The sequence below is a fragment of the Exiguobacterium aurantiacum DSM 6208 genome, from assembly GCF_000702585.1.
Lineage (GTDB): Bacteria > Bacillota > Bacilli > Exiguobacteriales > Exiguobacteriaceae > Exiguobacterium > Exiguobacterium aurantiacum.
The window spans coordinates 1,606,473-1,633,157 of record NZ_JNIQ01000001.1; the positions used below are offsets into that span (position 1 = coordinate 1,606,473).

The 26,685-nt window shown below is 51.3% G+C and carries 23 protein-coding genes and 2 tRNA genes; 19 read left to right on the forward strand and 6 right to left on the reverse strand.

Annotated features, from left to right (window positions below; all coding sequences use genetic code 11):
• Positions 1-2: 2 nt before the first annotated feature.
• Positions 3-572 carry a hypothetical protein gene (locus P398_RS0108435; RefSeq protein ID WP_029334757.1) on the forward strand — a complete coding sequence of 190 codons (570 nt, stop codon included), beginning with the start codon at positions 3-5 and terminating at the stop codon, positions 570-572.
• A gap of 38 nt (positions 573-610) precedes the next feature.
• On the opposite strand, the gene P398_RS16115 is transcribed toward P398_RS0108435, so the two are convergent.
• The 3 genes from P398_RS16115 to P398_RS0108450 all read right to left on the reverse strand — a co-directional run bounded on the left by P398_RS16115 (position 611) and on the right by P398_RS0108450 (position 4,569).
• On the reverse strand, positions 611-781 hold the full coding sequence (locus P398_RS16115; RefSeq protein WP_174233462.1) for a DUF1427 family protein: 171 nt from the start codon (positions 779-781) through the stop codon (positions 611-613).
• A gap of 90 nt (positions 782-871) precedes the next feature.
• Entirely contained in the window at positions 872-3,037 is a 2,166-nt protein-coding gene (locus P398_RS0108445; RefSeq protein ID WP_029334758.1) for an RNA degradosome polyphosphate kinase, read from the reverse strand.
• A complete protein-coding gene (locus P398_RS0108450) occupies positions 3,034-4,569 on the reverse strand; it encodes a Ppx/GppA family phosphatase (protein ID WP_029334759.1) in 1,536 nt (511 codons plus the stop codon). Before P398_RS0108450 ends, P398_RS0108445 begins: the two co-directional genes overlap by 4 nt.
• A 185-nt stretch (positions 4,570-4,754) precedes the next feature.
• Here P398_RS0108450 and P398_RS0108455 point away from each other — a divergent pair, with 185 nt between their 5' ends.
• The 4 genes from P398_RS0108455 to P398_RS0108470 are packed head-to-tail and all read left to right on the forward strand — an operon-like array spanning position 4,755 to position 8,226.
• Entirely contained in the window at positions 4,755-5,513 is a 759-nt protein-coding gene (locus tag P398_RS0108455; RefSeq protein ID WP_029334760.1) for a metal ABC transporter ATP-binding protein, read from the forward strand.
• Entirely contained in the window at positions 5,510-6,367 is an 858-nt protein-coding gene (locus P398_RS0108460; RefSeq protein ID WP_024371465.1) for a metal ABC transporter permease, read from the forward strand. Before P398_RS0108455 ends, P398_RS0108460 begins: the two co-directional genes overlap by 4 nt.
• Positions 6,360-6,782, forward strand: coding sequence for a Fur family transcriptional regulator (locus P398_RS0108465; protein WP_024371466.1), 423 nt, complete (start codon positions 6,360-6,362; stop codon positions 6,780-6,782). The genes P398_RS0108460 and P398_RS0108465 overlap by 8 nt, the downstream gene beginning before the upstream one ends.
• A 46-nt stretch (positions 6,783-6,828) precedes the next feature.
• Positions 6,829-8,226 carry a bifunctional ADP-dependent NAD(P)H-hydrate dehydratase/NAD(P)H-hydrate epimerase gene (locus P398_RS0108470; RefSeq protein ID WP_034799067.1) on the forward strand — a complete coding sequence of 466 codons (1,398 nt, stop codon included), beginning with the start codon at positions 6,829-6,831 and terminating at the stop codon, positions 8,224-8,226.
• Positions 8,227-8,263: 37 nt separating this feature from the next.
• Here P398_RS0108470 and P398_RS0108475 read toward each other — a convergent pair whose 3' ends face one another.
• Both P398_RS0108475 and ispG read right to left on the reverse strand, forming a co-directional pair.
• Positions 8,264-8,848, reverse strand: a complete 585-nt coding sequence (locus P398_RS0108475; protein ID WP_034799070.1) for a 5' nucleotidase, NT5C type — start codon at positions 8,846-8,848, stop codon at positions 8,264-8,266.
• Positions 8,849-8,919: 71 nt separating this feature from the next.
• Positions 8,920-10,041, reverse strand: a complete 1,122-nt coding sequence (gene ispG, locus P398_RS0108480) for a flavodoxin-dependent (E)-4-hydroxy-3-methylbut-2-enyl-diphosphate synthase (RefSeq protein WP_024371469.1) — start codon at positions 10,039-10,041, stop codon at positions 8,920-8,922.
• A gap of 269 nt (positions 10,042-10,310) precedes the next feature.
• Between ispG and P398_RS0108485 the strand changes: the two genes are divergently transcribed.
• Entirely contained in the window at positions 10,311-11,933 is a 1,623-nt protein-coding gene (locus P398_RS0108485; RefSeq protein ID WP_235263323.1) for a methyl-accepting chemotaxis protein, read from the forward strand.
• Positions 11,934-11,950: 17 nt separating this feature from the next.
• On the opposite strand, the gene P398_RS0108490 is transcribed toward P398_RS0108485, so the two are convergent.
• Positions 11,951-12,418 (reverse strand): hypothetical protein, encoded by a 468-nt coding sequence (locus P398_RS0108490; protein WP_024371471.1) that lies wholly within the window; start codon positions 12,416-12,418, stop codon positions 11,951-11,953.
• Between the two features lie 195 nt (positions 12,419-12,613).
• Here P398_RS0108490 and P398_RS0108495 point away from each other — a divergent pair, with 195 nt between their 5' ends.
• The 13 genes from P398_RS0108495 to P398_RS0108555 all read left to right on the forward strand — a co-directional run bounded on the left by P398_RS0108495 (position 12,614) and on the right by P398_RS0108555 (position 26,653).
• Positions 12,614-14,239, forward strand: coding sequence for a Na/Pi cotransporter family protein (locus P398_RS0108495; protein WP_029334764.1), 1,626 nt, complete (start codon positions 12,614-12,616; stop codon positions 14,237-14,239).
• 111 nt (positions 14,240-14,350) lie between these two features.
• Positions 14,351-14,424: transfer RNA gene (locus P398_RS0108500), tRNA-Met, on the forward strand.
• Positions 14,425-14,431: 7 nt separating this feature from the next.
• Positions 14,432-14,505: transfer RNA gene (locus P398_RS0108505), tRNA-Ile, on the forward strand.
• 113 nt (positions 14,506-14,618) lie between these two features.
• The gene (locus P398_RS0108510) at positions 14,619-16,088 is read left to right on the forward strand and encodes an alpha-amylase (protein WP_029334765.1); all 1,470 of its coding nucleotides are present in this window, start codon (positions 14,619-14,621) and stop codon (positions 16,086-16,088) included.
• Between the two features lie 84 nt (positions 16,089-16,172).
• A complete protein-coding gene (locus tag P398_RS0108515; RefSeq protein WP_024371474.1) occupies positions 16,173-16,781 on the forward strand; it encodes a superoxide dismutase in 609 nt (202 codons plus the stop codon).
• Positions 16,782-16,935: 154 nt separating this feature from the next.
• A complete protein-coding gene (locus P398_RS0108520) occupies positions 16,936-18,993 on the forward strand; it encodes a peptidoglycan D,D-transpeptidase FtsI family protein (protein WP_051151412.1) in 2,058 nt (685 codons plus the stop codon).
• 152 nt (positions 18,994-19,145) lie between these two features.
• Entirely contained in the window at positions 19,146-20,087 is a 942-nt protein-coding gene (locus P398_RS0108525; protein ID WP_029334766.1) for a PstS family phosphate ABC transporter substrate-binding protein, read from the forward strand.
• Between the two features lie 83 nt (positions 20,088-20,170).
• Entirely contained in the window at positions 20,171-21,115 is a 945-nt protein-coding gene (gene pstC / locus P398_RS0108530; RefSeq protein WP_024371477.1) for a phosphate ABC transporter permease subunit PstC, read from the forward strand.
• Position 21,116: 1 nt separating this feature from the next.
• Positions 21,117-22,028, forward strand: coding sequence for a phosphate ABC transporter permease PstA (gene pstA / locus P398_RS0108535; protein ID WP_024371478.1), 912 nt, complete (start codon positions 21,117-21,119; stop codon positions 22,026-22,028).
• Between the two features lie 102 nt (positions 22,029-22,130).
• The gene (gene pstB / locus P398_RS0108540) at positions 22,131-22,892 is read left to right on the forward strand and encodes a phosphate ABC transporter ATP-binding protein PstB (RefSeq protein ID WP_051690389.1); all 762 of its coding nucleotides are present in this window, start codon (positions 22,131-22,133) and stop codon (positions 22,890-22,892) included.
• A gap of 15 nt (positions 22,893-22,907) precedes the next feature.
• Positions 22,908-23,570 carry a phosphate signaling complex protein PhoU gene (phoU, locus tag P398_RS0108545; protein WP_029334769.1) on the forward strand — a complete coding sequence of 221 codons (663 nt, stop codon included), beginning with the start codon at positions 22,908-22,910 and terminating at the stop codon, positions 23,568-23,570.
• 117 nt (positions 23,571-23,687) lie between these two features.
• Positions 23,688-24,455: a DUF4912 domain-containing protein gene (locus P398_RS0108550; RefSeq protein ID WP_024371481.1), complete on the forward strand. Its 768-nt coding sequence runs from the start codon at positions 23,688-23,690 to the stop codon at positions 24,453-24,455.
• 14 nt (positions 24,456-24,469) lie between these two features.
• Positions 24,470-26,653 carry a 1,4-alpha-glucan branching protein domain-containing protein gene (locus P398_RS0108555; protein ID WP_034799073.1) on the forward strand — a complete coding sequence of 728 codons (2,184 nt, stop codon included), beginning with the start codon at positions 24,470-24,472 and terminating at the stop codon, positions 26,651-26,653.
• Positions 26,654-26,685: the final 32 nt, after the last annotated feature.

Here is a 26,685-nt window from a genome sequence, read left to right on the forward strand (position 1 = left end):
CGATGAATCGGCTTCGAATCGACCCAGGCGCGTTTGATGCTTGGTCCGCGCTGCCGGTCTATTTTCAAGAACAGAGCCCGTTCTATCTCGAGGGCGAGGTGTCGACCCCGACTGCGTTCATCGAGCTCGTCGGTCACGGCATCGTCGCAGAGGCGGACGTACTGCTCGTCGAGACGACAGAGCGGCCCGACGATCGCTACTGGTTGGTACCGTCCGTAGCGGTTGGGGTATACTGTCTCGTCGATTTACTTTCCGTCGACTTTCACCATCCACTGCTTCGAACTGGGTCTTATGATGCGACGACGGACTACGTCACGTTGAAGCGCCTGTGGGATGATGGATACCGTGTCCCATCGAAACGGTGGACCCGTGACTCGTATGAGGCGCATCTCGCGCGCGAACGACAATTTGAGTATCATACGCCGCCGACGACGCTGTGCGAACATTGTGCGTCTGATCTGTCAGTCCGTTATGGGCAGCAGCTGGCCGAGCGATTGATGGAATGCCACTTGGAGGCTGACGAGCAGATATGGGTATGTCCGACATGCCATCAGGCGATCCATTTCAAATAGAAAAGGAACGATGTCCACGTGGACATCGTTCCTTTTTGTTAAAATGGCCAGTTCGCGAGAGCGAATTGATATACCTTCATGCCGAGGAAGACACCGAAAATCCCGACGACCCCTGGGAGAACCGGTGGGGCCGGCAACGGTAACTTCAAGGCAGTGAAGATCATGCCACAGATCAGACCGGCGAGCAACGAGAGTAAAAGTTCTTGCATGATGATTCCTCCGTATAATGAAATGAAAACGTTTTAACAGCTTGACCGAATTAATTATACAACGTTATTTCTCCTTTGAGAAGTCTAACATCAGTCATCTGTCATTTTCTCGTTTTCAGCACGCAACCGGAGAACTTCACGTTCGGCCCAGTTCGATGGCTCCCGCTCGAACACGCTCGGAATGTTGTTCCAACGGCCGCCTGTATACTGGTGGATGATGATTTGAGACTGGATCCGCTCTTGACCGGGCTCTTGCTTGATGTAGACGTATTTGCCGTCCGATCGTTGAATTCGTGCTTTGACGTTATCGACGAGTTGGAGGGCGATCATGTCTTTAATGTACGTTTTATGGCCAGAGTCAAGGATTGGGAACAAAATCTCGATCCGTTTTTTCATGTTACGCGTCATCCAATCGGCCGACGAGCAGTACAGATCCTCTTTTCCGTTTTGATAGAAGTAAAAGATACGGGAATGCTCCAAGTAGCGATCGATAATCGAGATGACGCGGATGTTGTCGGACACCCCTTTTATACCGGGGCGGAGACAACAGATGCCGCGGATGATCAAATCGATTTTGACACCGGATTGGGAGGCGTCATACAGTTTTGTGATGATCGACTTGTCGGTGAGGGAGTTCATCTTCGCGACGATGCGGCCGTTCCCGTACTTCTCGTGTAGTTTGATCTCGTCTTGAATCTTTTGCAAGAAAAAGTCGAGCATGTCGTCGGGAGATGTCTCGAACTCGTGCCACGACGGGCGCTCTCCGTAACCGGACAGCCAGTTGAAGAAGTTCGTCGCGTCCTCGGCGAGTTCCTCGTTCGTCGTCAACAGTCCGATGTCGGTGTATAGTTTCGCTGTCGAATCGTTATAGTTTCCGGTACCGAGATGAACGAAGCGTTGAAGCACACCGCCTTCTAAAATGCGGACGACGAGTGTGATTTTCGAGTGTGTCTTCAACTCTTTATAGCCGTAGATGACGTGGGCACCGGCTTTCTCGAGCTGTTTCGCCCACTGGATGTTTTTCTCCTCGTCAAACCGGGCTTTCAGTTCGACGAGAACCGTCACTTGTTTGCCGCTCTCGGCTGCGTCGGTGAGCGCTTTGATAATCGGTGAATCGCCAGACACGCGGTAAAGCGTCTGCTTGATGGCAAGGACGTTCGGGTCTTTCGCCGCTTGGGCGATGAAACGGACGACAGGGTCGAACGAGTGGTACGGATGGTGGAGTAAATAGTCGCGCTTGAGCAGACTTTTGAATAAATCCTTCCCCGACTCAAGGCCTTCCGGGATGAAGGGGATCAACGTCTCATTGATCATCTCATCGTATTCGATCCCGATTTTATTGTAGACGCCGAACAGGAACGTCAAATCGATCGGGCCATCGACGATGAAGATATCGCGGTCGTGCAAATCGAGAACGTCTTGTAACATGAACAATAGCTCTTTGCTCAATGAGCGTTGTTGCACTTCGAGCCGGATGGCGACCCCGTAGCGTCGCTTCTTCAACTCTTTCTCGATTTGTTTCAACACGTCCGGGCTGCCTTCTTCGTGGAACGGCATGTCAGCATTACGGGTGATCCGGAACGGCATCGTCGACTCGACTTCAAACCCTTTGAATAACGAGTCGACGAACTGGATGATCACGTCCTCGAGCAACATGAGGTCGGTATGATCTTCATCGTCTGTCGGTAACTCGAGGTAGCGCGGCAAGACGGCAGGCACTTGGACGAGAGCGAGCCGCTTTTTCCCTTCCTCTTTGGAAGCGATCTCGACGGCGATGTTGAGCGATTTCGACAATAGCATCGGGAAAGGGCGATAAGCATCGACGGCGATTGGCGTCAACACGGGAAACACGTGTGTCCGGAAGTACAGCTTGACAAAGTCGAGCTGTTCTTTGTTCAAATGCTTCGGACGTAAAAAGCGGACGTTTTTCGTCGCGAGTTGTTTCGTGATTTTTTTATAGGCCGCATATTGCATCTCGACGAGTTCTTGGGCTTTAATCGAAATCGCCTTGATTTGTTGTTTCGGTGTCAGTCCGGCTTTGTCCTCGGGACGGTTGAAGCCGGCGAGCACCTCGTCTTTCAAGCCGCCGAAACGGACCATGTAAAACTCGTCGAGGTTCGAGCTGAATATGCCGAGAAATTTCAATCGTTCCATGAGCGGATTGCGCTCGTCCATCGCTTCTTCTAACACTCGCTCGTTGAAGCTGAGCCAGCTGAGTTCTCGGTTGTTGAAGTGTTCTGGTAAGTAGGTCGTCATGAAGTGATCCTCTCCTCTATCCGTAACTCGATTGACATTTCAATCACTCGCTCCAAATGTTTCTTATGGCGAATGCCGCGCTGTACTTCAAACCGTGGGGATGTGGCCGTATGAAGGGTGAACACGAGCCCGTCGTCTGCTACGTCGACGTCGATATTCTCGACGACTTGTCGTTCGGTCAAGTCGAAGGCATCGACGAGCTTGACGATCGAGCCGAGCAGCTCAAGGCTTCTCAACATCTTCGAATCGAACCATTCTGGGAATCCTTCGATATGTTGGTCGAGCAGGCGACGTGACTTATAAGACGAGACTAAGGCGAGTGCGAGCCGGTCCTCATTGTTCAACCCTTTGAAGTCGCTCGTCGTGATCAAGTGGAACGTGTGGTCGCTCTTATTGTTATGGTCGATATATTCCCCGACGTAGGCGAGGCGGCACGCGCCTTCCAATAGGCCCGGTTCGTACGGTTTCGGCTTGATCGCTTTTGCCTCAATTAGTCCGGTATAGATTTGGCGTGCCAAGTGGATGAGGTGGCGGTGCCGGGTCGGGTCGACGTCGTATTGGTTTTCAAAGTGACGGAAGCTCTCTTCCTTTACATCGGCGAACCGGACCTCGTTGTTCGCCTTTAAGTAATATTCATAAAACAGCCCTTCCCGCAAACCGTTGTTGCTCATCGTGAACTCAGGCACTTTCAAATAACGGGCCAGCTCCGCGATGGCGGTCACGGCCGGGCCGATGATGTCGACTCGGTCTTTCGATAACCCGTCGAGCCGGCCGAGTTGTTTACTCGACGTGGCGACGAGTTCTTCAACGACTTGATCGAGCCGCTCGGCGTCAATCGTGTATTGATGAATGCCTTCAAGCGGGAAATGCGACATCGACTGTTCGACGCGGACCAAGTTTCGGGCCGTCCCGCCGACACCGACGAGCGGTACACCGTGCGGTTCGAGCCAATCGAGTTGTTTGAATGATTTTTTTAAAAACGAGACGAGTTGTTTACGTTCTTCTTTCGTCATGACGTCGCCTTTCATGAAGTCGTTCGTCAGTGTGACGGCACCGAACGGGAAGCTATGATAGAAAACGAGCTCACGGTCTCTAAAGTACGTCACTTCCATCGAACCGCCGCCGATATCGACCGAATAACCGTCCTCGACATAGGTCGAGTTGACGATGGCCGAATATCCATAAAACGCTTCTTCATAATCGCTCAACAACCGAATCTCAATCCCGGTCGCCTGACGCACTTCTTCTAATATGGCGTCCGAATTGTCGGCGTTACGAATCGCCGCTGTCGCCACCGGCAACGTCTCTTTGACGTCATGATGATCGTTCAGGCTTACAAAATGTCGCAACGTCTCGATCAACGAAGCGATACCGTCCGAGGACAACTCATTCGCTTCCGTGATATGGCTCGACAATCGCGCAACTTCTTTCACGTTCAATCGTTCAAAGTACTGTCCGTGCCCATTCACTTCGAATATGACGTTACGGATCGAGTTCGACCCGATATCAATGACTGCTAATTTTTTCTCCACGAAAAATCCCCCTCTATGCGTTACTATCAGTTTACAACGAATCCACCTCAAACTCACATGGATTTCATGTGAAGATGTGTATAACACATCGTCTCAAACTTGAAGCGATGCTTAATATTCTGTATAATACAGACGCCAAGCAAGTAGAAATGATTACGATTTATTTAATGAGAGAAGGTTATCTTATGACGACATCTGTCGTAAAACTAGACCACGTTTCATATTATTATGAAGGTACGGCCGCGTTGCAGAACGTGTCCATCGACATTAAGCAAGGCGATTTCGTCGCCGTCGTCGGGGAGAATGGTTCTGGCAAATCGACGTTGATTCGGTCGATCCTTGGATTGTTGACGCCAAAGACGGGTTCTGTCGAGCTGTTCGGTCGCCCGCAAGCCCAATTTAAAGACAAGTCCCGTATCAGTTACGTTTCCCAAAAAGCTGCATCCTTTAACTCGGGGTTCCCGGTGACGGTCGAAGAAGTCGTCGCCATGGGACGGTATGGACGGCTCGGCTTGTTCAAGCGTCTTAACATCGAGGACCGGGCCGCAATTCAAAACGCGCTCGAGACGGTGAACATGTGGCAATATCGAGACAAAAAGATTGGCAGCCTGTCCGGTGGCCAGCAACAGCGGGTATTCATCGCTCGCGCCATCGTCAACCAACCGGATCTCCTTATCTTGGATGAGCCGACCGTCGGGGTCGACCAGAAACATTTGCGTGACTTCTATGAAGTGCTCCACTTGTTGCGCGAGCACACGACGTGCACGTTCATTTTGGTGACGCATGACTTGAACGTCGTGACCGACCTCGTGACGAAAGTCGTCCATCTCGACCGCGGTCGGATGGCGTGCAATTGTGGATTGAAAGAGTATAGCGAACTGAGTGAATTGAAGTCGATCAAGCCGTATCCCGTCAAACTGCTCGTTCACGAGGGCACGTCATGATCGCGGATTTATTCACGTACAGCTTTTTACGCTACGCGTTCGTCGCAGCCGTCGTCATCGGGTTTACGGCCCCGCTGATCGGCTCGTTCGTCGTCGTCCGCCGCATGAGTTTGATTGCCGACGCCCTGTCACACGTGACGCTCGCCGGCATCTCGCTTAGCCTGTTCCTTGGGCAATACGTGTTGTTGTTCTCGGACTTGAACCCGCTGTATCTCGGGACGCTCGTCTCGGTGCTCGCGGCGTTAGGTCTCGATTGGCTTCGAAACAAGTACGTTCACTTCCAAGAGTTGTCGATCCCGATCATGATGTCGGCGGGAATGGGATTGAGCGCGATTTTCATCTCCTTGTCCCGTGGCTTCTCTGTCGACTTATCGACGTTGTTGTTCGGTTCGATCTCAGCGGTCAGTCCATCAGACATCGTCTTGATCCTTGCGGTGTCGTTCGTCACGTTGCTCGTCATCACAGTGTTTTATAAGCAACTGTTGTTTTTATCATTCGACGAAGAGCAAGCAAAAGTATCGGGATTACCGAGTACGTTGCTCCATATGCTGTTCATGTTCGTCGTCGCGCTCGTCATCGCCGTCAGTATGCGCATCGTCGGCACGTTGCTCGTCTCGAGTCTGATCACGCTGCCCGTCGCGGCGGCGCTCCGGTTCACGAAGAGCTTCAAACAGACGATCATGTGGTCCATCATCTTCGGTGAGGTCGCGACTATTGGCGGGCTCGTTCTCGCATACGAACTCGACGTCGCACCGGGGGGCGTCATCGTTCTCCTCGCAGTACTCATCTTGGCGGTCGTGATGGGAATTGAAAAAGTCGGTACGTTGCAGAAGAAGGAGGCCACACATGAATGAAACAGAACAATTGACACGTTTGCAGTCATCATCGCTCAAAGTGACACCGAAACGAATCGAGATGTACGCTTATTTGGCGAACGAAGAACGATACGTCAGTGCGAAGGACGTCCTCGACTATATGCGTTCAAAACATCCGACGATGAGTTTTGACACGGTGTATCGCAATTTGAAGTCGTTCGCCGAAGAAGGGCTGCTCGAGGCGACAGAATTGAGCGGAGAGAAGGCGTTCCGTGTCACATGCGGGGCGTCACATCATCATCACCACTTGATCTGCCGGGGGTGCGGCAAGACGAAACTGCTCGACTTATGTCCGATGCGATACGTCGAGGCACTCGATCCCGACTTTGAGGTCGTTGATCATAAGTTCGAGATTTATGGGTATTGTAAACAATGTAAGGCGGGAAGGGATTGACGCAGTCGATCCCTTTTTTGCTACATAGGAGAAAGGGGCGGAAGAGATGATTTATACGGCGAACGACATCAAACGGACCGACGAGACGGCAGCGAGGCTCGGCATGACTGAAGAAGTGTTGATGGAACGGGCGGCTTCCGCGCTGGCGAGTCGACTCGCAGTGCCACTGTCCGCGTCCGTGCTCGTCGTCTGTGGCACCGGCAACAACGGCGGAGACGGGTGGGTCGTCGCCCGCGAGCTCGTGCAGCGCGGCCACGACGTTTTCGTCTGGACACCGCTCGGGGAACCGAAGTCCGCGGCGGCTGCGGCGCACGCCGCTTATGCGAAACAGTTTGTCACCGTCGTGTCTGAACCGGGACCTACCGACCTCATCATCGATGCGTTGTTCGGGATCGGGCTGGACGGTCCCGTCACCGGACAGGCCCGCGCTGTCATTTCATGGCTGCGCGACCAAGAGACGCCGATTTTTTCAATCGATGTCCCATCCGGTGTCACAAGTGACGCGGCGGACAGATTCGACGGCCATGCCGTCAAAGCGACGGCGACGTATACGTTGCACGGTTATAAACGGAGCACGTTCTTACCGAAAACGGCTCCTTACTATGGAAAGGTCGAACGTGTCGATATCAGGTTGCCGCACACATCTTCGTGGCGTGTACTGACGGAGGCCGACTTTGACGAGACGTTGCTCGCGCGTGACCTGTTCAGTCATAAAACGACGTACGGCCATGGCCTGTTAATCGGAGGGAGCACCCACTTGATCGGGGCACCGTTTCTTGCGGCCAAAGCCTCACTCCGCACCGGGATCGGCTTGCTCGACGTGGCGCTCCCGGAAACGGCGTCGCCTTTAAAAGCGACGCTGCCAGAAGCGATGTACTATGATATCGAGACAATCCCGGAGAAAGACTACGCGGCGACGGCGATCGGCCCCGGCATGATTGAGGGGGAAACGCTAGAACGAGTTTGGGAATCGGTCCGACAAAAGCAACGTCCATTGATCGTGGATGCTGGTGCGTTGACGGAAAGCCATCTCGAGGCGTCTGGTCCGATCACGCTCACCCCGCACCCCGGCGAGTTGGCTCGGTTGACGGGGAAATCGGTCGAGGAAATCGAGGATGACCGTTTCGAGGCGGCGCGTCAGTTTGCGATGAAGCACGGTGTCCATTTGATTTTGAAAGGGACGTATACGTTGATCGTGACGCCGGACGGAAGCGGTGCCGTCAACACGGTCGAAGCGTCGGCGCTCGCGAAAGGCGGGAGTGGGGACGTCCTGACCGGTATGGCACTCGCGTTATGGGCACGCAGCCGGCGTATCGAACCGAGACACAACCCGAACGAGCAAGCGGTGCTCTGGCACGCCCTCGCGGCTAGACGAGCGAGTGATCAGATTCACCCGGCGAGCGTTCTCGCGACTGACGTCATCGAGGCGATCGGGCGCATATAAGCATATAAAAAGAGGAATCTGTGCAGATTCCTCTTTTTTAGCGGTTTGAGATTGAATTCGTCGTCTCGAAATGGTTGACGAGATGAAGCGCCTCGCTCCATGAATGGATGCGACGGACGCCTTCAGGCAACGGTTTGCGGTTGTAGGGCGCGTCAAACAAAAGCACCGGAATTTCGGTCTGCTCATGGATCGAGATGGCGTTCTCGTAGCGGTCCTCCATGAACAAGTCGAGCGACAGTTCTTTGACGACTCCGACTTTGTCGTGGCTTCCCGTCATGATAAGCGAGTCGAGCGGGAGCGTCTGTCGTTTGATCCAGTCCTCGGTGACCGAACGGACGGCCTCGCTTCGGGCCGTGACGTAATGAAGACGATGGGACTCACGTATACGCCACAAGACGTCGCTTACTTCCGTATGGGGGAGCGAGCGACGATAAATCTCTTCCTCGTGTCCGTGCTCGATCATAAACTTCCAAAAATCATGTTGGGTCATATTCGTATACGTGTGTAGCTCATATTCGGTCGCCTGATGATAATCAATCGCATAACCGAGAGCATCATTCATATAGTGAAAACAGCTTTGCGGGTCCGTGACGGTCCCGTCGAGATCGATGCCGATATGCATGTTGTTCCCTCCTGACTCATAACGTCTATTGTATCAAAAACCCGCTCGGTTGCAACCGAGCGGGTGACGTGTTATTTCGATTGATTGGCGAGTTCTTGCTCTTCGAGTTCACGTGCGGCGAGTTTTTCGGCGACGATGGCGTCGATTTCTTTCTTCAACTCTTCGACCATGGTCGCTTCCGGAACTTTTCGGATGATCTTGCCGTGGCGGAAGAGCAGTCCTTCGTTACGTGCACCGGCGATTCCGATATCCGCTTCGCGCGCTTCCCCTGGCCCGTTGACCGCACATCCGAGCACGGCGACTTTAATGTTGACGTTGATGTTTTGGATGTACTCCTCGACTTCTTTCGCGATAGAAATCAAATCGATTTCAATCCGGCCACACGTCGGACACGAGATGAGCGTCGCGGCGTTCGCGGCGAGCCCGAACGACTTGAGCACTTCCTTGGCGACTTTGACTTCTTCGACCGGATCGTCTGAGAGTGAGACGCGCACCGTCGAACCAATCCCAAGCGAGAGGATTGCGCCGAGGCCGGCAGCTGATTTGAGTGACCCTGAGAAGAGCGGGCCCGACTCGGTGATCCCGACGTGGAGTGGATAGTCGAACGTCTTCGCAGCGAGCGTATACGCCTCGAGGGCGAGGTTCACGTCTGACGCTTTGAGCGAGATGATCGTGTTATAGAAACCGAGGTCTTCAAGGATTTTGACGTGGTGCATCGCACTCTCGACCATGCCTTGGGCCGTCGGGTAACCATATTTCTCGAGGAACTGCTTCTCGAGCGAGCCGGCGTTGACACCGATTCGAATCGGGATGCCTTTCGCTTTCGCCGCGTTGACGACGGCTTCGACTTTCTCACGACGGCCGATGTTACCCGGGTTGATCCGAATTTTATCGACGCCGCTCTCGATCGCCTTGAGTGCTAACTTGTAGTCGAAGTGGATGTCGACGACGAGCGGGATGTTGATGCGACTTTTGATTTCAGCAAGAGCGTCTGCGGCCCGTTCGTCCGGACAAGCGACACGGACGACTTGGCAACCGGCTTCTTCGAGACGCAAAATCTCGGCGACGGTCGCTTCGACATCGTGTGTTTTTGTCGTCGTCATCGACTGGATGACGACTTCGTCTGATCCCCCGATAATGAGGTTGCCGACACGGATCGGACGCGTTAATGAACGGTGTAAAATTTCTGACATATACATAATCTCCTTCTTTTGGAAAGGTTCCAATCGATATAAGATGATAGGTTTCCTATTTATCATAACGAAATGTTTGTGAAAAAGCACCCAGCAAGCGTTCATGAGATGTGCTCTTTACAAAGTCTAACGTTATCTTAACAGATGCTTCATAATTTTCCACCGTCTCGAGACCGATATATCGGACGTAGAGAAAGAATGGAAAGGTGAGGATCGGATTGATGATGTTAAAAAGATGGGGAAGAGGGAAGTGGAGGATCGAACGGAGATTGCAATGGACGCTCATGCCGATTGTCATCGTCTTATTTTTGACGACGTTCGGATGGTTCGCGTTGCAAGCGGAACGACAGTTGACCACGGAAGTAGAAAAACGGCTGTACCGCGAGGCGACGGTCGTACGGGAGACGGTCAAGGCGACGTATGGCGCTTACGTCACGAGTGAGAAACTGCTCGCCCGCTCATTGAAATCCACATACATGCAACAAGCCTCCATCTTGTCGGCGGACGGACTGGAGGCAAGTCAATATTTATTGCGAGACGGTGGGGTGGAACGGCTGACAGGGAAAGAGATTCGGTCGTTCGAGTCTGATGTCGCCGCCTTGGCAGGGACGGGTCCCCGAGTAATCGAAGGGACGGATACGTTCCTGTCCATTGTGCCGATCCCGGAATTGAAAGCGGATTATATACTTGTCGTCTCGAAACAGTCCGTACTCGGAACGATGTGGTCGCTTCGGCAAAGTGTCACCGTCATGATTCTCTTGTCCATGGTAGGCATCATATTATTGCTCAATCGCATGATTCATCGCGAACTGAGACCGGTGACGTTGTTCGCCGAGCATTTACGAGATGCCGTCAAACGCAGGACGTTCACACCGGTCGACTTGCGGGCGAAATCGTTCGAGATGAGTCAGCTCGAAGGAGAGTACAACACGTTGATCGGGTTGTGGAATACGTCCATCGATACGATGACGGAGACGTCGACGGCGTTCGAGTCGAGTTTGCCGACCTTTATGAGCCAGTTAGGGCGGAACGCCGAACAACTGACCGGATTTCAAGAAGTGGTTCGTGCCGTTGAACAGACGAGCGCATCGTATCAATCCTATACTGTCGAGACGACAAGCCGTTTTTCAGACGTCACGGATCGAATCAACGAGCTCCAAGAGGATATTCAACGCGTTGATGAGCAGGCGGAGAGATTGAAACTGACACTCATGGAAGAGCGGTCATCGTTCAGCTCGCTCCAAGGCGTGAGTAGCCAGTTCGAACAGAAAGCGACCTCGATTCGTCAGCGATTGCTCGAAAGTGAGACAGTATCTGTCGAAGCGGAACGCGCGCTTCAAACGATTTTATCGGTTGCGGCAGCGACGAAAATGTTGGCGCTCAACGCCTCGATTGAAGCGGCGAGGGCGGGCGAACACGGTAAAGGGTTTGCCGTCGTGGCTCATGAGGTCGGCCAACTCGCGAAAGTGACGAACGATTCGTCGGTGTCCGGCGTTGCGGCCATAGAGGCAATCCGTCGCGAGCGAGAGGTTACTTTGAAGGATATGGACCTATTAAGCGGAGACATTCTGCGTTTAGGCGAACAACTTTTTCGACTCGAAGCAGGAATCGAGACGATTGATCACGGCGTGCGTCATCAAATCGACTTCTATCAATCCATCGGCGACAAGATGGCGAAGACCGGAGCGGAGTTGTTGCAAATGGCCGAAGCGGTCGAACCACTCCAAGAAATCGGTCGAGCGCTCGATGAGAAGTTAAATGGACTATACGAGGGCGTGTCCGGCTTTGCGGACGCCCAAACGATGTTGAACGATACAGGCGATGAGCTCGGACATCAAAGTCAACGCCTACAACAAGTATTGTGTGAGCTTGTCCCGACAGAAGAGTCATAAAAACAAAGCTGAAACCGTCAATCCGGTTTCGGCTTTGTTGCGTGTTTCTTCTTTGCAGGAATAACTGTCAGCGGCACCGTCAAATACAGGATGATCAATCCGATTCCGACATAAAGAAAAGCGGGGGACAGATGAAACAAGACGATAAGTATGAACATCGGGACGATTGTCATCGCAACCGCATACGGCCAAGCTTGTCGATATGGCCAAGCCTTCCTTTGACGTACTCTCGTGATGAGTTGGACGTAGAGGGCGGCAAGGGCGACCGTTATCATATAGAAGAAGAAGACGGCAAAGCCATGTAAAAACAACCACATCGGTGCAAAGAAGTCAGGTTGTAACATGATGTAATCAACGATTGTGACCAAAACGGCAAAGCCGATACTCGCAATCATATAAGCGTGGAGCGGGGCGAGACGGAGGCGTAGCGCCTGTTTCGTAGGGATGAGACTATGTCGTATAAATGTAGTGGTCGACTTAAGCATAGGTTAAACTCCAATCTGTTATAGTACAAACTCAAAAAAACAAACAAAAATCATACAGCTGTTTAATAAAACCTTAACATTAAACGTGTTTACATTCGGTTGGTGAAGAAGGCATAATGAGTAGGGCATTAACAACCAAGCAAACACAACAAATTCACAATTAAAAGGAGTACAAAAATCGTGGAATTACAAGAAATGTTATTCATGTTTTTTGGAGGTCTAGGGATCTTCCTATTCGGAATCAAATCGATGGGAGACGGCCTTCAGAAGTCAGCAGGAAATCGTCTGCGCGACATCCTTGATAAGTATACAACGAATCCATTTCTCGGGGTACTCGCCGGGATTATCGTAACTGTCTTGATTCAATCGTCGTCAGGTACGACCGTCATCACGGTCGGACTCGTCAGCGCCGGCTTCATGACACTCCGTCAAGCGATTGGGGTCATCATGGGGGCGAACATCGGGACAACTGTCACGGCGTTCATCATCGGTTTCGATGTCGGGGCGTACGCGCTTCCGATGATTGCAATCGGTGCCGTCTTCTTATTCTTCTTTAAGAAAGAGCGGTTCCAACATCTTGGACAAGTAGTATTTGGACTCGGTGCACTTTTCTACGGTCTTGAACTCATGGGTGACGGGATGCGTCCGCTCCGTTCAAGCGAGTACTTCATTGACTTGACTCAATCGATGAGTGACAATCCGTTTCTCGGTGTCATCGTCGGTACAGTGTTCACGGTTCTCGTTCAATCGTCTTCAGCTACGATCGGGATTTTACAAGAACTTTACGCAGGTGGTTCGATCGAACTTGATGCCGCCCTCCCGGTTCTTTTCGGTGACAACATCGGGACGACGATTACGGCAATCCTTGCCTCAATCGGTGCTTCAGTAGCAGCTCGCCGCACAGCAGCGGCACACGTTATCTTTAACTTGATTGGTACGGTCATCTTCTTGATCATCTTGCCACTCTTCATACAATATATTTTATGGATCACAGATTTGCTCGCCATCGAGTCGAAAATGCAAATCGCCTTCGCTCACGGTACGTTTAACATTGCGAACACGTTCATCCAGTTCTGGTTCATCGGAGCGATTGCTTGGATGGTCACGAAACTCGTACCAGGCGAAGATTCGATTGTCGATACGAAAGCTCAACATTTAGATCCAATCTTCATCCAGCAGTCGCCTTCGATTGCTGTCGAACAAGCGAAATACGAAGTCATTCGCATGGGCGATTTCGCGAAACTAGGTTTGGACGAGGCACGTAACTACATGGCGACTGGCGATAAGAAACACTCTGAAAAGTCAGCTCACATTGAAGAAGCGCTCAACTCGCTCAACGCGAAAATCACGGATTATCTCGTCAAACTTGCTGCGGTCGATTTGACAGAGCAAGAGTCGAAAGAGCACAAGACGTTGATGCATGCAATCAACGACATCGAGCGAATCGGTGACCATGTTGAGAACATCATCGAGTTGATTGACTATAAGACAGCGACTCGCGTGACGCTCTCGGCAGACGCGCAAAAAGAATTGACTGAAATGTATGATTTGACACGGGAAACACTTGAGAAGTCGCTTCAAACGCTCGCAAGCGGGGATATGAACGAAGCCCGTCAAGTGATTGAAATGGAAGCGAAACTCGATATGCTCGAGCGTCAGTTCCGTAAGAACCACGTCGTTCGCCTCAACACAGGTGAATGTGACGGCCAAGCTGGTATGTTCTTCGTCGATATGCTCTCGAACTTGGAGCGCATCGGTGACCATGCGATGAACATCACAGAGATCACGCTCGAAGATTCAAACAACGAAATGACGGTATAACGTGTAATAACCTTCACCCGATTCGTTCGGGTGAAGGTTTTTTACTGCCTTTCGTGGCTTTTCATTGACAGTGATGGCTTCATTCAGTATATTATTACTGTATAACAACATGGCGGTGTAGCTCAGCTGGCTAGAGCGTACGGTTCATACCCGTGAGGTCGTGGGTTCGACTCCCTCCGCCGCTATTTATAAGGACCCTTAGCTCAGCTGGTTAGAGCAGACGGCTCATAACCGTCCGGTCGTAGGTTCAAGTCCTACAGGGTCCATTGGAGACAGCTTTCTTATATGAAAGCTGTCTTTTTTGTTTTCAAAGTCCAAGACGTGGGTAAATATCCGTTAGCATTTTGTTTTTTGAAAAATATGAAATGAGGCGAATGAGATGGAACGAAATCATACGATGATGCAATTCTTTGAATGGCATGTCCCGGCTGACCAGAAACATTGGAAACGATTGAAAGAGCGGGCTGAGGAATTAAAAGAGGCAGGCATTACAGGCTTCTGGTTGCCCCCGGTCACGAAAGGTCAAAGCGACGAGGACACAGGGTATGGCATTTACGATTTGTATGATTTGGGCGAGTTTGATCAAAAAGGTACGATCGCCACGAAATATGGAACAAAACAAGAGCTACTCGAAGCGACCGAACACGTTCAGTCGCTTGGGATGCAAGTGTATATGGACGTCGTCTTGAACCATAAGGCCGGAGCGGATGCGACCGAGAAATTTAATGTGTTAGAAGTCGACCCGGACGACCGGACGAAAGTGTTGTCTGAAGAGCCGTTCGAAATCGAAGGTTGGACGAAATTTGACTATGAGGGCCGAAACGGTAAATATTCGAAGTTCAAATGGAACTTCCATCACTTCAACGGAACCGATTACGATGCGGCGACGGAACATAGCGGCATCTTCTTCATCCTAGGTGAAAATAAAAAATGGAACGACAACGTCGATGATGAGTTCGGCGTGTACGACTATTTAATGTTCGCGAACATCGATTATCATCATCCGGAAGTGAGAGAAGAAGTGCTCAACTGGGGCAAGTGGTTCATCGAAGAGACGAAATGCGATGGGTTCCGTCTCGATGCGATCAAACACATCAACTACGATTTCGTCAAAGAGTTCAGCCAGACGATGAAAGACGAGAAAGGTGAAAACTTTTATCTCGTCGGCGAGTTTTGGAAGTCGGAGCTCGAAGATTGTCGCGCGTTCTTAGATAACATCGATTATCACGTCGATCTCTTTGACGTGCCGCTCCATTACAACTTACAACGGGCGTCGGTCGAAGGCGAGTCGTTCGACATGCGGACGATCTTTGACGACACGCTCGTCCAGTCCCACCCGCTTCATTCCGTCACGTTCGTCGATAATCATGATTCGCAACCGGCCGAGGCGCTTGAGTCATGGGTCGAGGATTGGTTTAAACAGATCGCCTACGGTTTGATCTTACTTCGTCAAGACGGTTATCCATGTGTGTTTTATGGAGACTACTATGGCATCAACGGACCTCATCCGGCTGAAGGGAAGAAGGAAGCGATCGATCCACTCCTCTACGCACGCCGTGAAAAAGCTTATGGCCAACAGGACGACTACTTCGATGACGAGCACGTGATCGGTTGGGTCCGACACGGTGTTGAAGAGATTGAACGCTCGGGCTGTGCCGTCATCATATCGAACTCAGAAGAAGCCGAGAAACAAATGTTCGTCGGGAAACACCGTGCCGGAGAGAAATGGATCGATTTGACGAACACGGTCGATGAGGTCATCGAGATTGACGAAGACGGAAATGGGGTATTTAAAGTGGCGGCAGGGTCTATCTCGGTTTGGGCGTTGCCGGAGGAAGACGTTGAATAAAGCGTTACAATTGAGAATGGCGTCACAAATCTGTTACATTTAAAACGAACGTTGTTCACACCAAATTTAAGGGGGATTTTAGTTATGGCTAAATTTGAATTACCACAACTTGATTACGCATACGATGCACTCGAACCACACATTGACGCACGCACGATGGAAATCCACCATTCAAAACATCACAACACTTACGTCACAAACGTAAACAATGCACTCGAAGGAAAAGACGTGGAGTATTCTTCACTTGAAGAGTTGCTCCAAAACCTCGATTCACTTCCTGCTGACATTCAAACGGCAGTTCGTAACAACGGTGGCGGACATTGGAACCACTCGTTCTTCTGGAAGTTGCTCAAGAAAAATGAAAACGGGGCGCCATCTGGTGAACTCGCTTCAGCAATCGACGAGGCGTTCGGCAGCTTTGATGCGTTCAAAGACGAGTTCGCGAAAGCGGCAGCTGGTCGTTTCGGTTCAGGATGGGCTTGGCTCGTCGTGAAAAACGGAAAACTTGAAGTGACGTCGACACCGAACCAAGATTCACCAATCATGGAGGGTATTACGCCGATCCTCGGACTTGACGTTTGGGAGCATGCGTATTACTTGAACTATCAAAACCGTCGCCCAGACTACATCCAAGCGTTCTTCCACGTCATTGACTGGGATTACGTGGCGAAGCTTTACGCAGACGCAAAATAATCATCATTCCCGGGATTCAGTAGAATCTCGGGATTTTTTATACATTTAATTATTTTGTAAACAAATTATGATATAGTGAAAATCGAGTCAAAAAATAGAAATATCGAAAAATATTATTAATAGAAGCAACTGATTGAGGGAGGAGACAATTGAATTGGCTAGACATCGCGTGAAAGTGCCAAAAAAACGGCGCAACCACCTTCCGTTGCGCTTGAATCTACTATTTTTCATCGTGTTCATGTTGTTCGCGACGCTCATATTCCGTTTAGGGGTCGTTCAAATCGTGAACGGGGAACTGATTGCCCGTGAAGTCCAAAAGACAGAGTCGAGTAAGATCAAATACGAGGTACCGCGCGGGAAGATTTACGATCGCAACGGTCAAGTGCTCGCCGACACGATCTCGAACTATTCGGTCATGTACCGGCGGTCTCAAGTGACGAAGACGGAAGAACGTCTAGATGTCGCCGTCAAGCTCGCCGAAATTTTGGACGTCCCGGAAAAAGATCGAAAAGTGACGGAGCGAGACCGGAAAGACTATTGGATCGCCGTTGACCCGGACCGATCGCGAGAACGCGTCCAGACGTTGCTCGCCGATTTATCGGAGGAAGCGCGGGCGGCGCTGTCGAACCAAGACGTCGACCAGTTGCTCCTCGATTCGATTACAGATGAAGAGATCGCATTCGACGATGCGACCGAAGAGATTATCGCCATCAAACATAATATGGAAAGTGGATATGCGTTAGATCCGCAGCTCATCAAAGTAGGGGCATCGCCAAAAGAGATCGCTTTAATTGAAGAAAATTTAGAACTGTTGCCAGGCGTCAGTGTCGAACCGTATTATCAGCGTGAATATCCGTTCGGGCAGACGTTCCAAAGCTTCCTCGGGAGCTACCGACAGATTCCGGCCGAGCAGCGTGCCTCGTATCAGGCAAAAGGTTACGGGTTAAATGACCGCGTCGGTACGTCTTATCTCGAACAGCAATATGAGGATGTATTACGGGGGACACCGGCCTACGACGTATTTACGACATACAAAGGCCAACCGGTCGGCGAACCGACCCGTGTCAGCGGGAATCCAGGAAAAGACATCGTTTTATCGACGGATATCGTGTTCCAAAAAGAAGTCGATGAGATTTTGCAAAAAGCGATCCGGGCCGGACGCGCCGGCAGCCCGAACTTTGACCGTGCGTTCGTCGTCGTGATGAATCCGCAGACGGGCGAACTGCTCGCCTTATCCGGACAAGAGCTTGACTTAGAGACGAATGAATTCAAAGACGTCTCGACAGGAACGGTACTTCGCGCGAGCCAAATCGGTTCAACGATTAAAGGGGCGACGGTCGCCTTCGGTCTCGAAGAAGGTGTCATTCGTCCGGGTGAATACATTTATGACACCCCGATTCGGATTGGATCTTCATTGAAATCTTCGTACCGGAACATGGGGAACATTAACGACCTCGACGCGCTCGCGCTGTCGTCGAACATTTATATGTTCCAAATCGCGCTTCGTCTCGCGGACTATTATTCGACGGGACAAATCGTTGGGGAAAATGTGACGGAAGCGTTCAATACAATGGAACACTACTATAAACAGTTCGGCCTCGGCATCGAGACCGGCATCGATCTGCCGTTCGAGTCGACTGGTTTCAGAAGTGTCCCGGACCGTGTCACGCTCCTGATGGACATGTCAATCGGGCAGTTCATCTCGTATACGCCGATTCAACTGGCGCAATACACGTCGGCACTCGCGAACGGTGGCTACCGTGTCCAACCGCACTTGTTGAAAGAAATCATCGAGCCTGGGTCGCTCGATGAAGAGAACAAGCAAGTCGTCAGCACGTTCCAACCGAACGCGCTCAACAAAGTCAACATTCGCGACGAATATATCGAACGCGTGCGTCAAGGGTATCGTCAAGGCGTCGAGAGCGGTACGTCGCGCATCTTGCAACAGACAGGAATGACGGCCGCCGGAAAGACCGGTACGGCGCAAGCCATCGCCGAAGGACCGGACGGACAAGCGAAACGGAATGCGAACGGAGAACCGATCAAGACGTTCAACTCGAACCACGTCGGGTGGGCACCGTACGACAATCCTGAGATCGCTTGGGCCATCATCATGCCGGGTCTCGAAGCGGAAGGCGTCAACACGCGCGTCGCCCACGACATCATGAAGGCATATTTCAACCTTGAAGATGTACAAGCACAACTCCAGTAAAGGAGCCACTTCGGTGGCTTCTTTTTTTGTCTTTACAATTCTTTTACGTTCCGTTCATTTCTCGTTAATAGTAGTTTATTAGGATGTTAATTGTAGGACAGAACAACAGAGCTACAACCAAACTCAAAGGAAACTCAAGGAGGACGTCAGAAATGTCTTGGATGAAAAAATCGGCACTAATCGCTTCAATCACTTCGGTGGCACTCGTCGGTGCAGCATGTGGGAACAACAATGAAGAAGGAAATGGCGCAGCCGAAGGTGACGCACTTTCAGGAAAAGTCGTCATGGACGGATCGTCAACCGTATTCCCAATCATGGAAGCGGTCGCTGAAGAATTCTCAGCAGAGCAACCAGACGTCGAAGTGACGGTCGGTGTTTCTGGGACGGGTGGCGGTTTCAAACGCTTCGTCACAGGTGAGACAGACTTCTCGAACGCATCGCGTGAAATTAAAGAAGAAGAAGCCGCAGAAGCTGAAGCGAAGGGCGTCGAGTATACACAACTTTCGGTCGCATTAGACGGTCTCTCGCTCGTCGTCAACCCTGAGAACGATTGGGCACAAGACATCACGATCGATGAATTAAACAAAATGTGGACTGACACGAACGTGAAGACTTGGAAAGACGTCCGCTCGGACTGGCCGGATGAAGAAATCACATTCTTCGCACCAGGTAAAGACTCAGGAACGTTTGACTTCTTTAACGAAGCGGTGCTCGATGACACTGACATCCGCCAAGACGCGCAGTTGTCGGAAGATGACAACGTCCTCGTCACTGGCGTAGCCGGTACGAAAGGTGCAATCGGATTCTTCGGATACGCGTACTATGTGGAGAACCAAGATACACTCCGTGCGGTGGCAGTCGAAGGCGTGGAACCGAACCAAGAGACGATCAATGATCTTTCTTACCCGCTCTCACGTGAAATTTACACGTACGTGAACAACGCATCATTGAAAGACAAGCCACAAGTCGCAGCTTTCGCTCGTTTCTTGAACGAGAATGCAGCTGAGTTATCGGAAGAAGTAGGTTATGTAGGAATGAAACAGGCACGCTACGATGAGAACGCAGAAATCATCGACGAACTCGCCGGAGAATAAGTAGGCAGTCGGTAGAAGGCGAGAGTCGATCTCGCCTTCTCGCCGTGCTTTCTAGTATGAAGAGGTAGGGAGCGATACACGAGATGAATCAACCAAACAAAGGTTTTTCGATTCGAGAGATGATTGAATCAAATAAACAAAAGAAATACAGTACGACGAACGTATTTGATAAAGTTATGCCGTTCTTATTATTCTTGAGCGCATTCGTGTCGGTCGTCACGACAATCGGCATCGCCTTGACGCTTGGATTTGAACTGTTCAAGTTTTTCGAACGTGTCCCGGTACGCGAATTTTTAGGGTCAACCGAATGGTATCCGCTTAGTGCCGATCCGCGATTTGGTGTATGGGCACTTGTCGCCGGTACGCTTAAAATTGCAGTCATCGCGATGGTGGTGGCGGTGCCACTTGGTCTCGCGTCTGCCATTTATTTGAGTGAGTATGCGTCTGAACGGGCGCGGACGATCTTAAAGCCGATTCTTGAAGTGCTCGCGGGTGTTCCGACAATCGTCTTCGGATTTTTCGCCTTGTCGTTCGTGACGCCGATCTTGCAATCGCTCATCCCCGGACTGAAGATTTATAACGCGCTCAGCCCAGGGATCGTTGTCGGAATCATGATCATTCCGATGATTGCCTCCATCTCTGAAGATGCGATGAGCGCCGTTCCGAAAAAAATTCGTGACGGAGCGCTCGGTCTCGGTGCGACACGGTTAGAAGTAGCAATCAAAATCGTCATGCCGGCTGCTTTGTCTGGAATCATCGCCTCAATCGTCCTCGCAATGAGCCGAGCGATTGGGGAAACGATGATCGTGACGATCGCGGGTGGATCTCAACCGAACTTCGAGTTCAATCCGCTCAACGCGATTCAGACGATGACGGCTTATATCGTTCAAATCGCCAAAGGCGACGCCGGGTATGGCACGATTGAATATTACAGCATCTATGCGGTCGGTGCGCTTCTTTTCATCTTTACGCTCGTGATGAACTTGTTCGCGAACTGGATGACGCGCCGCTTCAGAGAGGAGTACTAATATGGCTTTGCCGAACAGTGAGTTCAAGAATACGAAGAACTATATCGATCATGAGACGGTCTCCCGTCGAATTAAAAGTCGATTACGATTGAATGAAGTTTTCAAATATATCTTTTTGGCAGGACTCGTGTTTGCCTTGCTCGTCTTATCGACACTCATTTATGACGTCGTCACAAAAGGTGGCGGTTGGGTCAACCTTGACTTCCTCCGTAACTTCCCGTCACGCCGTGCGGCCCAGGCTGGTCTTTATCCAGCCTTGATTGGAACGCTATGGCTCATGATGCTCATCGTGCCGATGGTATTCATCGTCGGTGTCGGTGCCGCGATTTATTTAGAAGAATACGCCCCGAAAAATCGGATCACATCGTTCATCGAGGTGAATATCTCGAACTTAGCCGGTGTTCCGTCAATCGTTTTCGGTTTGCTTGGATTGACGTTCTTCGTCCGGACAGCAGGGTTCGGTAACTCGGTGTTGACCGGTGCGTTAACACTTGGCTTGATGAGTCTACCGATCGTCATCGTCGCCTCGCAAGAAGCGCTTCGTTCCGTCAAAATGGAACTGCGTCACGCCTCGCTCGCCCTCGGTGCCTCGAAGTGGCAGACGACGTTCAACGTCGTATTGCCGTCGGCGCTCCCGGGCATCATCACGGGCATCATTTTGGCAGTGTCTCGCGCTATCGGTGAAACAGCGCCGCTCATCATGATCGGTGCCGCTACGTTCATATCGACGACGCCGAATAATATTTTCTCTGATTTTACGGCACTTCCGATTCAAATCTATAACTGGACGAGCCGTCCGCAAGCTGAATTCCAAAACTTGGCCGCCGCAGGTATCATCGTCTTGATGACTGTACTCATCACGATGAACTCAGCCGCAATCTATATTCGGAACAAGTACACGAACCGACATTAAGTCGAAGCAGTAACGAGGAGGACTCTCGAGATGATGAAACAAAAAGAGCTTAAAGGAGATCACAACGTGAACACAACGACGATCCAACCGACTGAGACCGTGATGCAAAAAGATAGCGCCTACGTCGTGAACAATTTGAACTTATGGTATGGCGACGACCAGGCACTCATTGATGTCAACTTGGACATTAAAAAGAATGAAGTGACGGCGATCATCGGTCCGTCGGGTTGTGGGAAGTCGACGTTCATCAAGACGTTGAATCGCATGGTCGAACTAATCCCGTCGGTTCGTACGAATGGCGAGATTTTATATCACGGACGCAACATCTTTGACCGCGATTATCGCGTCGAAGATCTTCGGACGTCGGTCGGAATGGTGTTCCAACAACCGAACCCGTTCCCGAAATCGGTATATGACAACGTGGCGTACGGTCCCCGCACGCACGGCATCAAAAACAAGAAAGTGCTCGATGAGATCGTCGAACGGTCGCTCCGCGGTGCTGCGATTTGGGATGAAGTGAAAGATCGATTGAACGAGAACGCCTATGGTCTCTCGGGTGGTCAGCAACAGCGTCTCTGTATCGCCCGCACGCTAGCCATCGAACCTGACGTCATCCTAATGGACGAACCGACATCGGCGCTCGACCCGATCTCGACGCTCAAAGTCGAGGAGCTCGTCCAAGAGTTAAAAGAAAAGTATTCAATCATCATCGTCACACACAACATGCAACAAGCAGCTCGTGTATCGGACAAAACGGCATTCTTCTTGAACGGCGAAGTCGTTGAGTTCGATGCGACGGACAAAATCTTCTCGAATCCAACTGACAAACGGACTGAAGACTATATTTCTGGCCGGTTCGGTTAAGAAGGGGAGACAGACATGGCACAAAATCGCACATTTTTTGATACGAAGTTGATTGAATTAGAAGACAAAGTCGTCCATTTGGCGAATTTGACGATGCGTCAAACGGCCACGGCCATCGAAGTGCTCGAAAAACACGACCTCACGCTCGCGCGGACCGTGATTGACAATGACAATGAACTCGATGACCTTGAGCTCACCATTAACGACGAAGCAATCTTGTTGATTGCGAAACAACAACCGGTCGCGACCGATTTGCGCCGTTTGATCGTGACGATGAAATCGGCGACGGACTTGGAGCGGATCGCCGATTACGCGACGAATATCGCCAAAGCGGTTACGCGCATCGAACACGTCCCGTACGTGCTCGATATTAAGCCGCTCAAACAGATGGCGGAACAGTTGATCGACATGCTTGAATTGGCGACGCGCGCGTACCGCAAAGGTGAAGTGAGCCGCGTCCGTGAGTTGAACGAGATGGACAAAGTCATCGATGATTTGAACTTGCAAGTGATCAAGCAGTATATTGGTTATTTGCCGACGATGACGATCGGTACGAACGACGTGTATGAGTTTTCAAACATCGCACGCTATCTCGAACGGATGGGTGATCACGTCACCAATTTCGGCGAACATTTGATTTTCCTTGAAAAAGGGAAACATTATGATTTAAATCAGTGACAAAAGTGGTAAAGGACAACAGACATGTTGTTCTTTACTTTTTTTGTGCAGGAAATCACGGGGAGAAGGCGAATAGTAGACTACATGGATTTTTTTTAGGAAGGGAGCCACATATATATGGAAGAGAAAATCGTATCCTTGAAACAACAAGGACTTACGTTAAAACAGATTGCAGAACAATTAGATATGCCAATCGGAAAAGTCCAATACGCCTGGCGTAAATGGCGGGCTCAACATGGAGAGGCCACGACAGCTGCCGCTACCCCGAAACGAAAGACCGAAGGGAAGAAATCAATGAAACCAAAAACGAAGGCTACACCCGCTACGTCTGTGAAGCAGGTCGCCTCGACGCTTCAACCTGATGCAAGTAACCAATCCCCGCTCCTCGATCATGCGCCAGACGGCTTCTGGAAGCTCCCAGACCGTTACGACGCCGATTTGATGCATGCGGTCGTTCAATCGCCTAACGCGGTCTACGTGTTTTGGGAAGTGTCTAACGATGTGAAAGAGACGCTCGCCATGCAATTCATGCGTCCGTGGGAAGATTTACCGAAGGCGTTCCGCATTCTCGACGTCACACTCCTTGACTATACGAGCGGTCATGCCAATCGGTCGTACACGTTCGAATTGCCTGAGATGACGAACAGCTGGTTCGTCCGTCCGCTCGACCCGAACACGACATACGTGTTCGAATTCGGGATTCGGACGATGGAAGGCGAATTTTTGCCGCTCGTGGCGTCAGCTCCACTCGACACGCCGCGTGCCGAACCGGCCGGGGTCGGACGATTCGCCGAGCCGGTCCGTCGTTGGCAATACGGTGAAGTCGAGTCACCTGAACTACTCGACACGTTACCTAAATACGCTGCATACCGATTCGTGCGCTGAGGAGGACTTTTAAGATGAAACCAGGTTATTTTTCACTCGTCCTTCATGCCCACTTACCGTACGTCCGGCATGAAGAAGAACACCGTTTAGAAGAGAGATGGGTATATGAGGCCATCTCCGAGACATACATCCCGATATTATGGCAAATCGACCGTCTGAAACGGCCGTTGCACTGGACCGTCAGTATTTCGCCGCCAGTCATCGAGATGCTCGCCGACCCGCTCGTGCAAGACCGATACGTCACCCATTTGGATGAAATGCTCGAATTGATCGCCCTCGAGCTGTCCGAAGGCCGAAGTGAGGCGGAAGTCAGTACGCTCCATTTTTATGAACGACGTTATCAAGATTTAAAGAACACGTTCTTGCACTGGAATAAAAATTTAAATCAGGCGTTCCGTACATACCGCGAACACGGTTATATCGACATGGTGACATGTACGGCGACGCACGGATTCAATCCGCATCTGTTCACAGATCAAGCCGCCCGCGCCGAGATTCGGTCCGGACTAAACTGCTTCGAACGCCATTACGGGTTCCGTCCGACAGGGATTTGGCTGCCGGAGTGCGCCTATACGCCTGGCGTGGACCGTATCCTCTATGAAGAAGGGGTTCGTTATACGTTCGTTGATGAGCATGCGCTGCTTGAAGCCGATCCGACACCGGACAAAGGGATCGGCGCGCCGGTCTACTCACCGAACGGCGTCGCGCTGTTCCCGCGTGACCAAATCATCTCCGGAAAGATTTGGAGCTCGATGATCGGTTATCCGGGTCACCCGGATTATCGCGAGTTTTATCGTGACCTCGCCTATGACCGTGATTGGGAGTATATCCAATCGTTCATGCACCCGGAAGGCATCCGGTTCGACACCGGTTTGAAGATGCACCGCATCACCGGGGATACGGATGAAAAAGATTATTACATCCGGGACTGGGCCGAGCATCAGATTCACAACCATGCGACGGATTTCGCCCAGACGCTCGAAGCCCATCTCGAGGCACACGCCGGGCAAACATTCCCGCCATTCCTCGTCACGGCACCGTTTGACGCTGAGCTGTTCGGTCATTGGTGGTTTGAGGGACCAGAATTTTTAGGACAAGTGGCAGAACGTCTCGAGGAATTCGGGATCGAGACGATCACACCGGCCTTGTTCCTTGAACGTCATTTCCAAGATTTGCAGACGGTCCACGTCTCGATGAACACGTGGGGACGGAAAGGCTACGGCGACGTGTGGATCAACGAACGGAACGAATGGATGCTCCGTCACTTGCACATGATGGAGACGCAACTCGTCAAAGATGTTGCCGACTATCGTGGGACGTCTCCGCTCGTCGACCGGGCGCTCAAACAATTGATTCGCCATTATGTACTCGCGGTATCGAGCGACTGGGCGTTCATCTTAGACGGACAGACGACGGCGCAATACGCGGCCGAACGCTTCCGTGAGCACGCTCGTCTGTTCGCCGAGCTGGAGACGGCGCTCTACGAGGACAAACTGTCCGATCAGTTGTTGGATGAGCATTATCGCGCGTACCCGTTCTTGCAAGACGAAGATGTGGAGATCGATACGTTCTTGTCACCGCACGACTACTACGTGACGACCGAACGCGAACCGGAACAAGCGGCGATTCTCGTGTTGGCGCCAGAGTTCACGGGGAATATCATCGGTGAACTGGGCCATCGCGTCGTGGGAGAAGTCGAAGCACGCGCGGCGGAAGGGGAGACGGTTTACGTTTTGACGCCTCATAAAGAAGGGTTACCGGAATATGAGCGTCACGGCAGCGTCCACATTTATCGGGTCCGCTTGACGAGCCCGTTCCTGGAGCACGTCATGAACCAAGTCGCCGCCCAAAACATCGCCTACGTGAAACTCGTGCATGAGCTCGTGAGCGTCGTCCGTTTCAAAGCGGTCCATCATTTCGATTGGATGACGATCCCGGCGGCACGTTCACTTGCGAAGTCACTTGCCGTTCCGTTATACTCAACTATGTTGTCCTTTGAAACGACGCGCAACCCGCATGGTCATGGCGGCTTGTTCGACGCGATTCATCGAATTGAGAACAGTGTGCTCACTGATGCCGCCGCCGTCTTTGTCGGTACGGACGTCTCCATCGATGAACTCGCCTCTCGTTATGCGGTCAAAGATAACGTAAAACCATGCTTGGCGCCCGACGCCTCGCCGTACGGGCAAAACGTTTGAAAAAGAACGTGAAAACACCTTGCTTTTTCAAA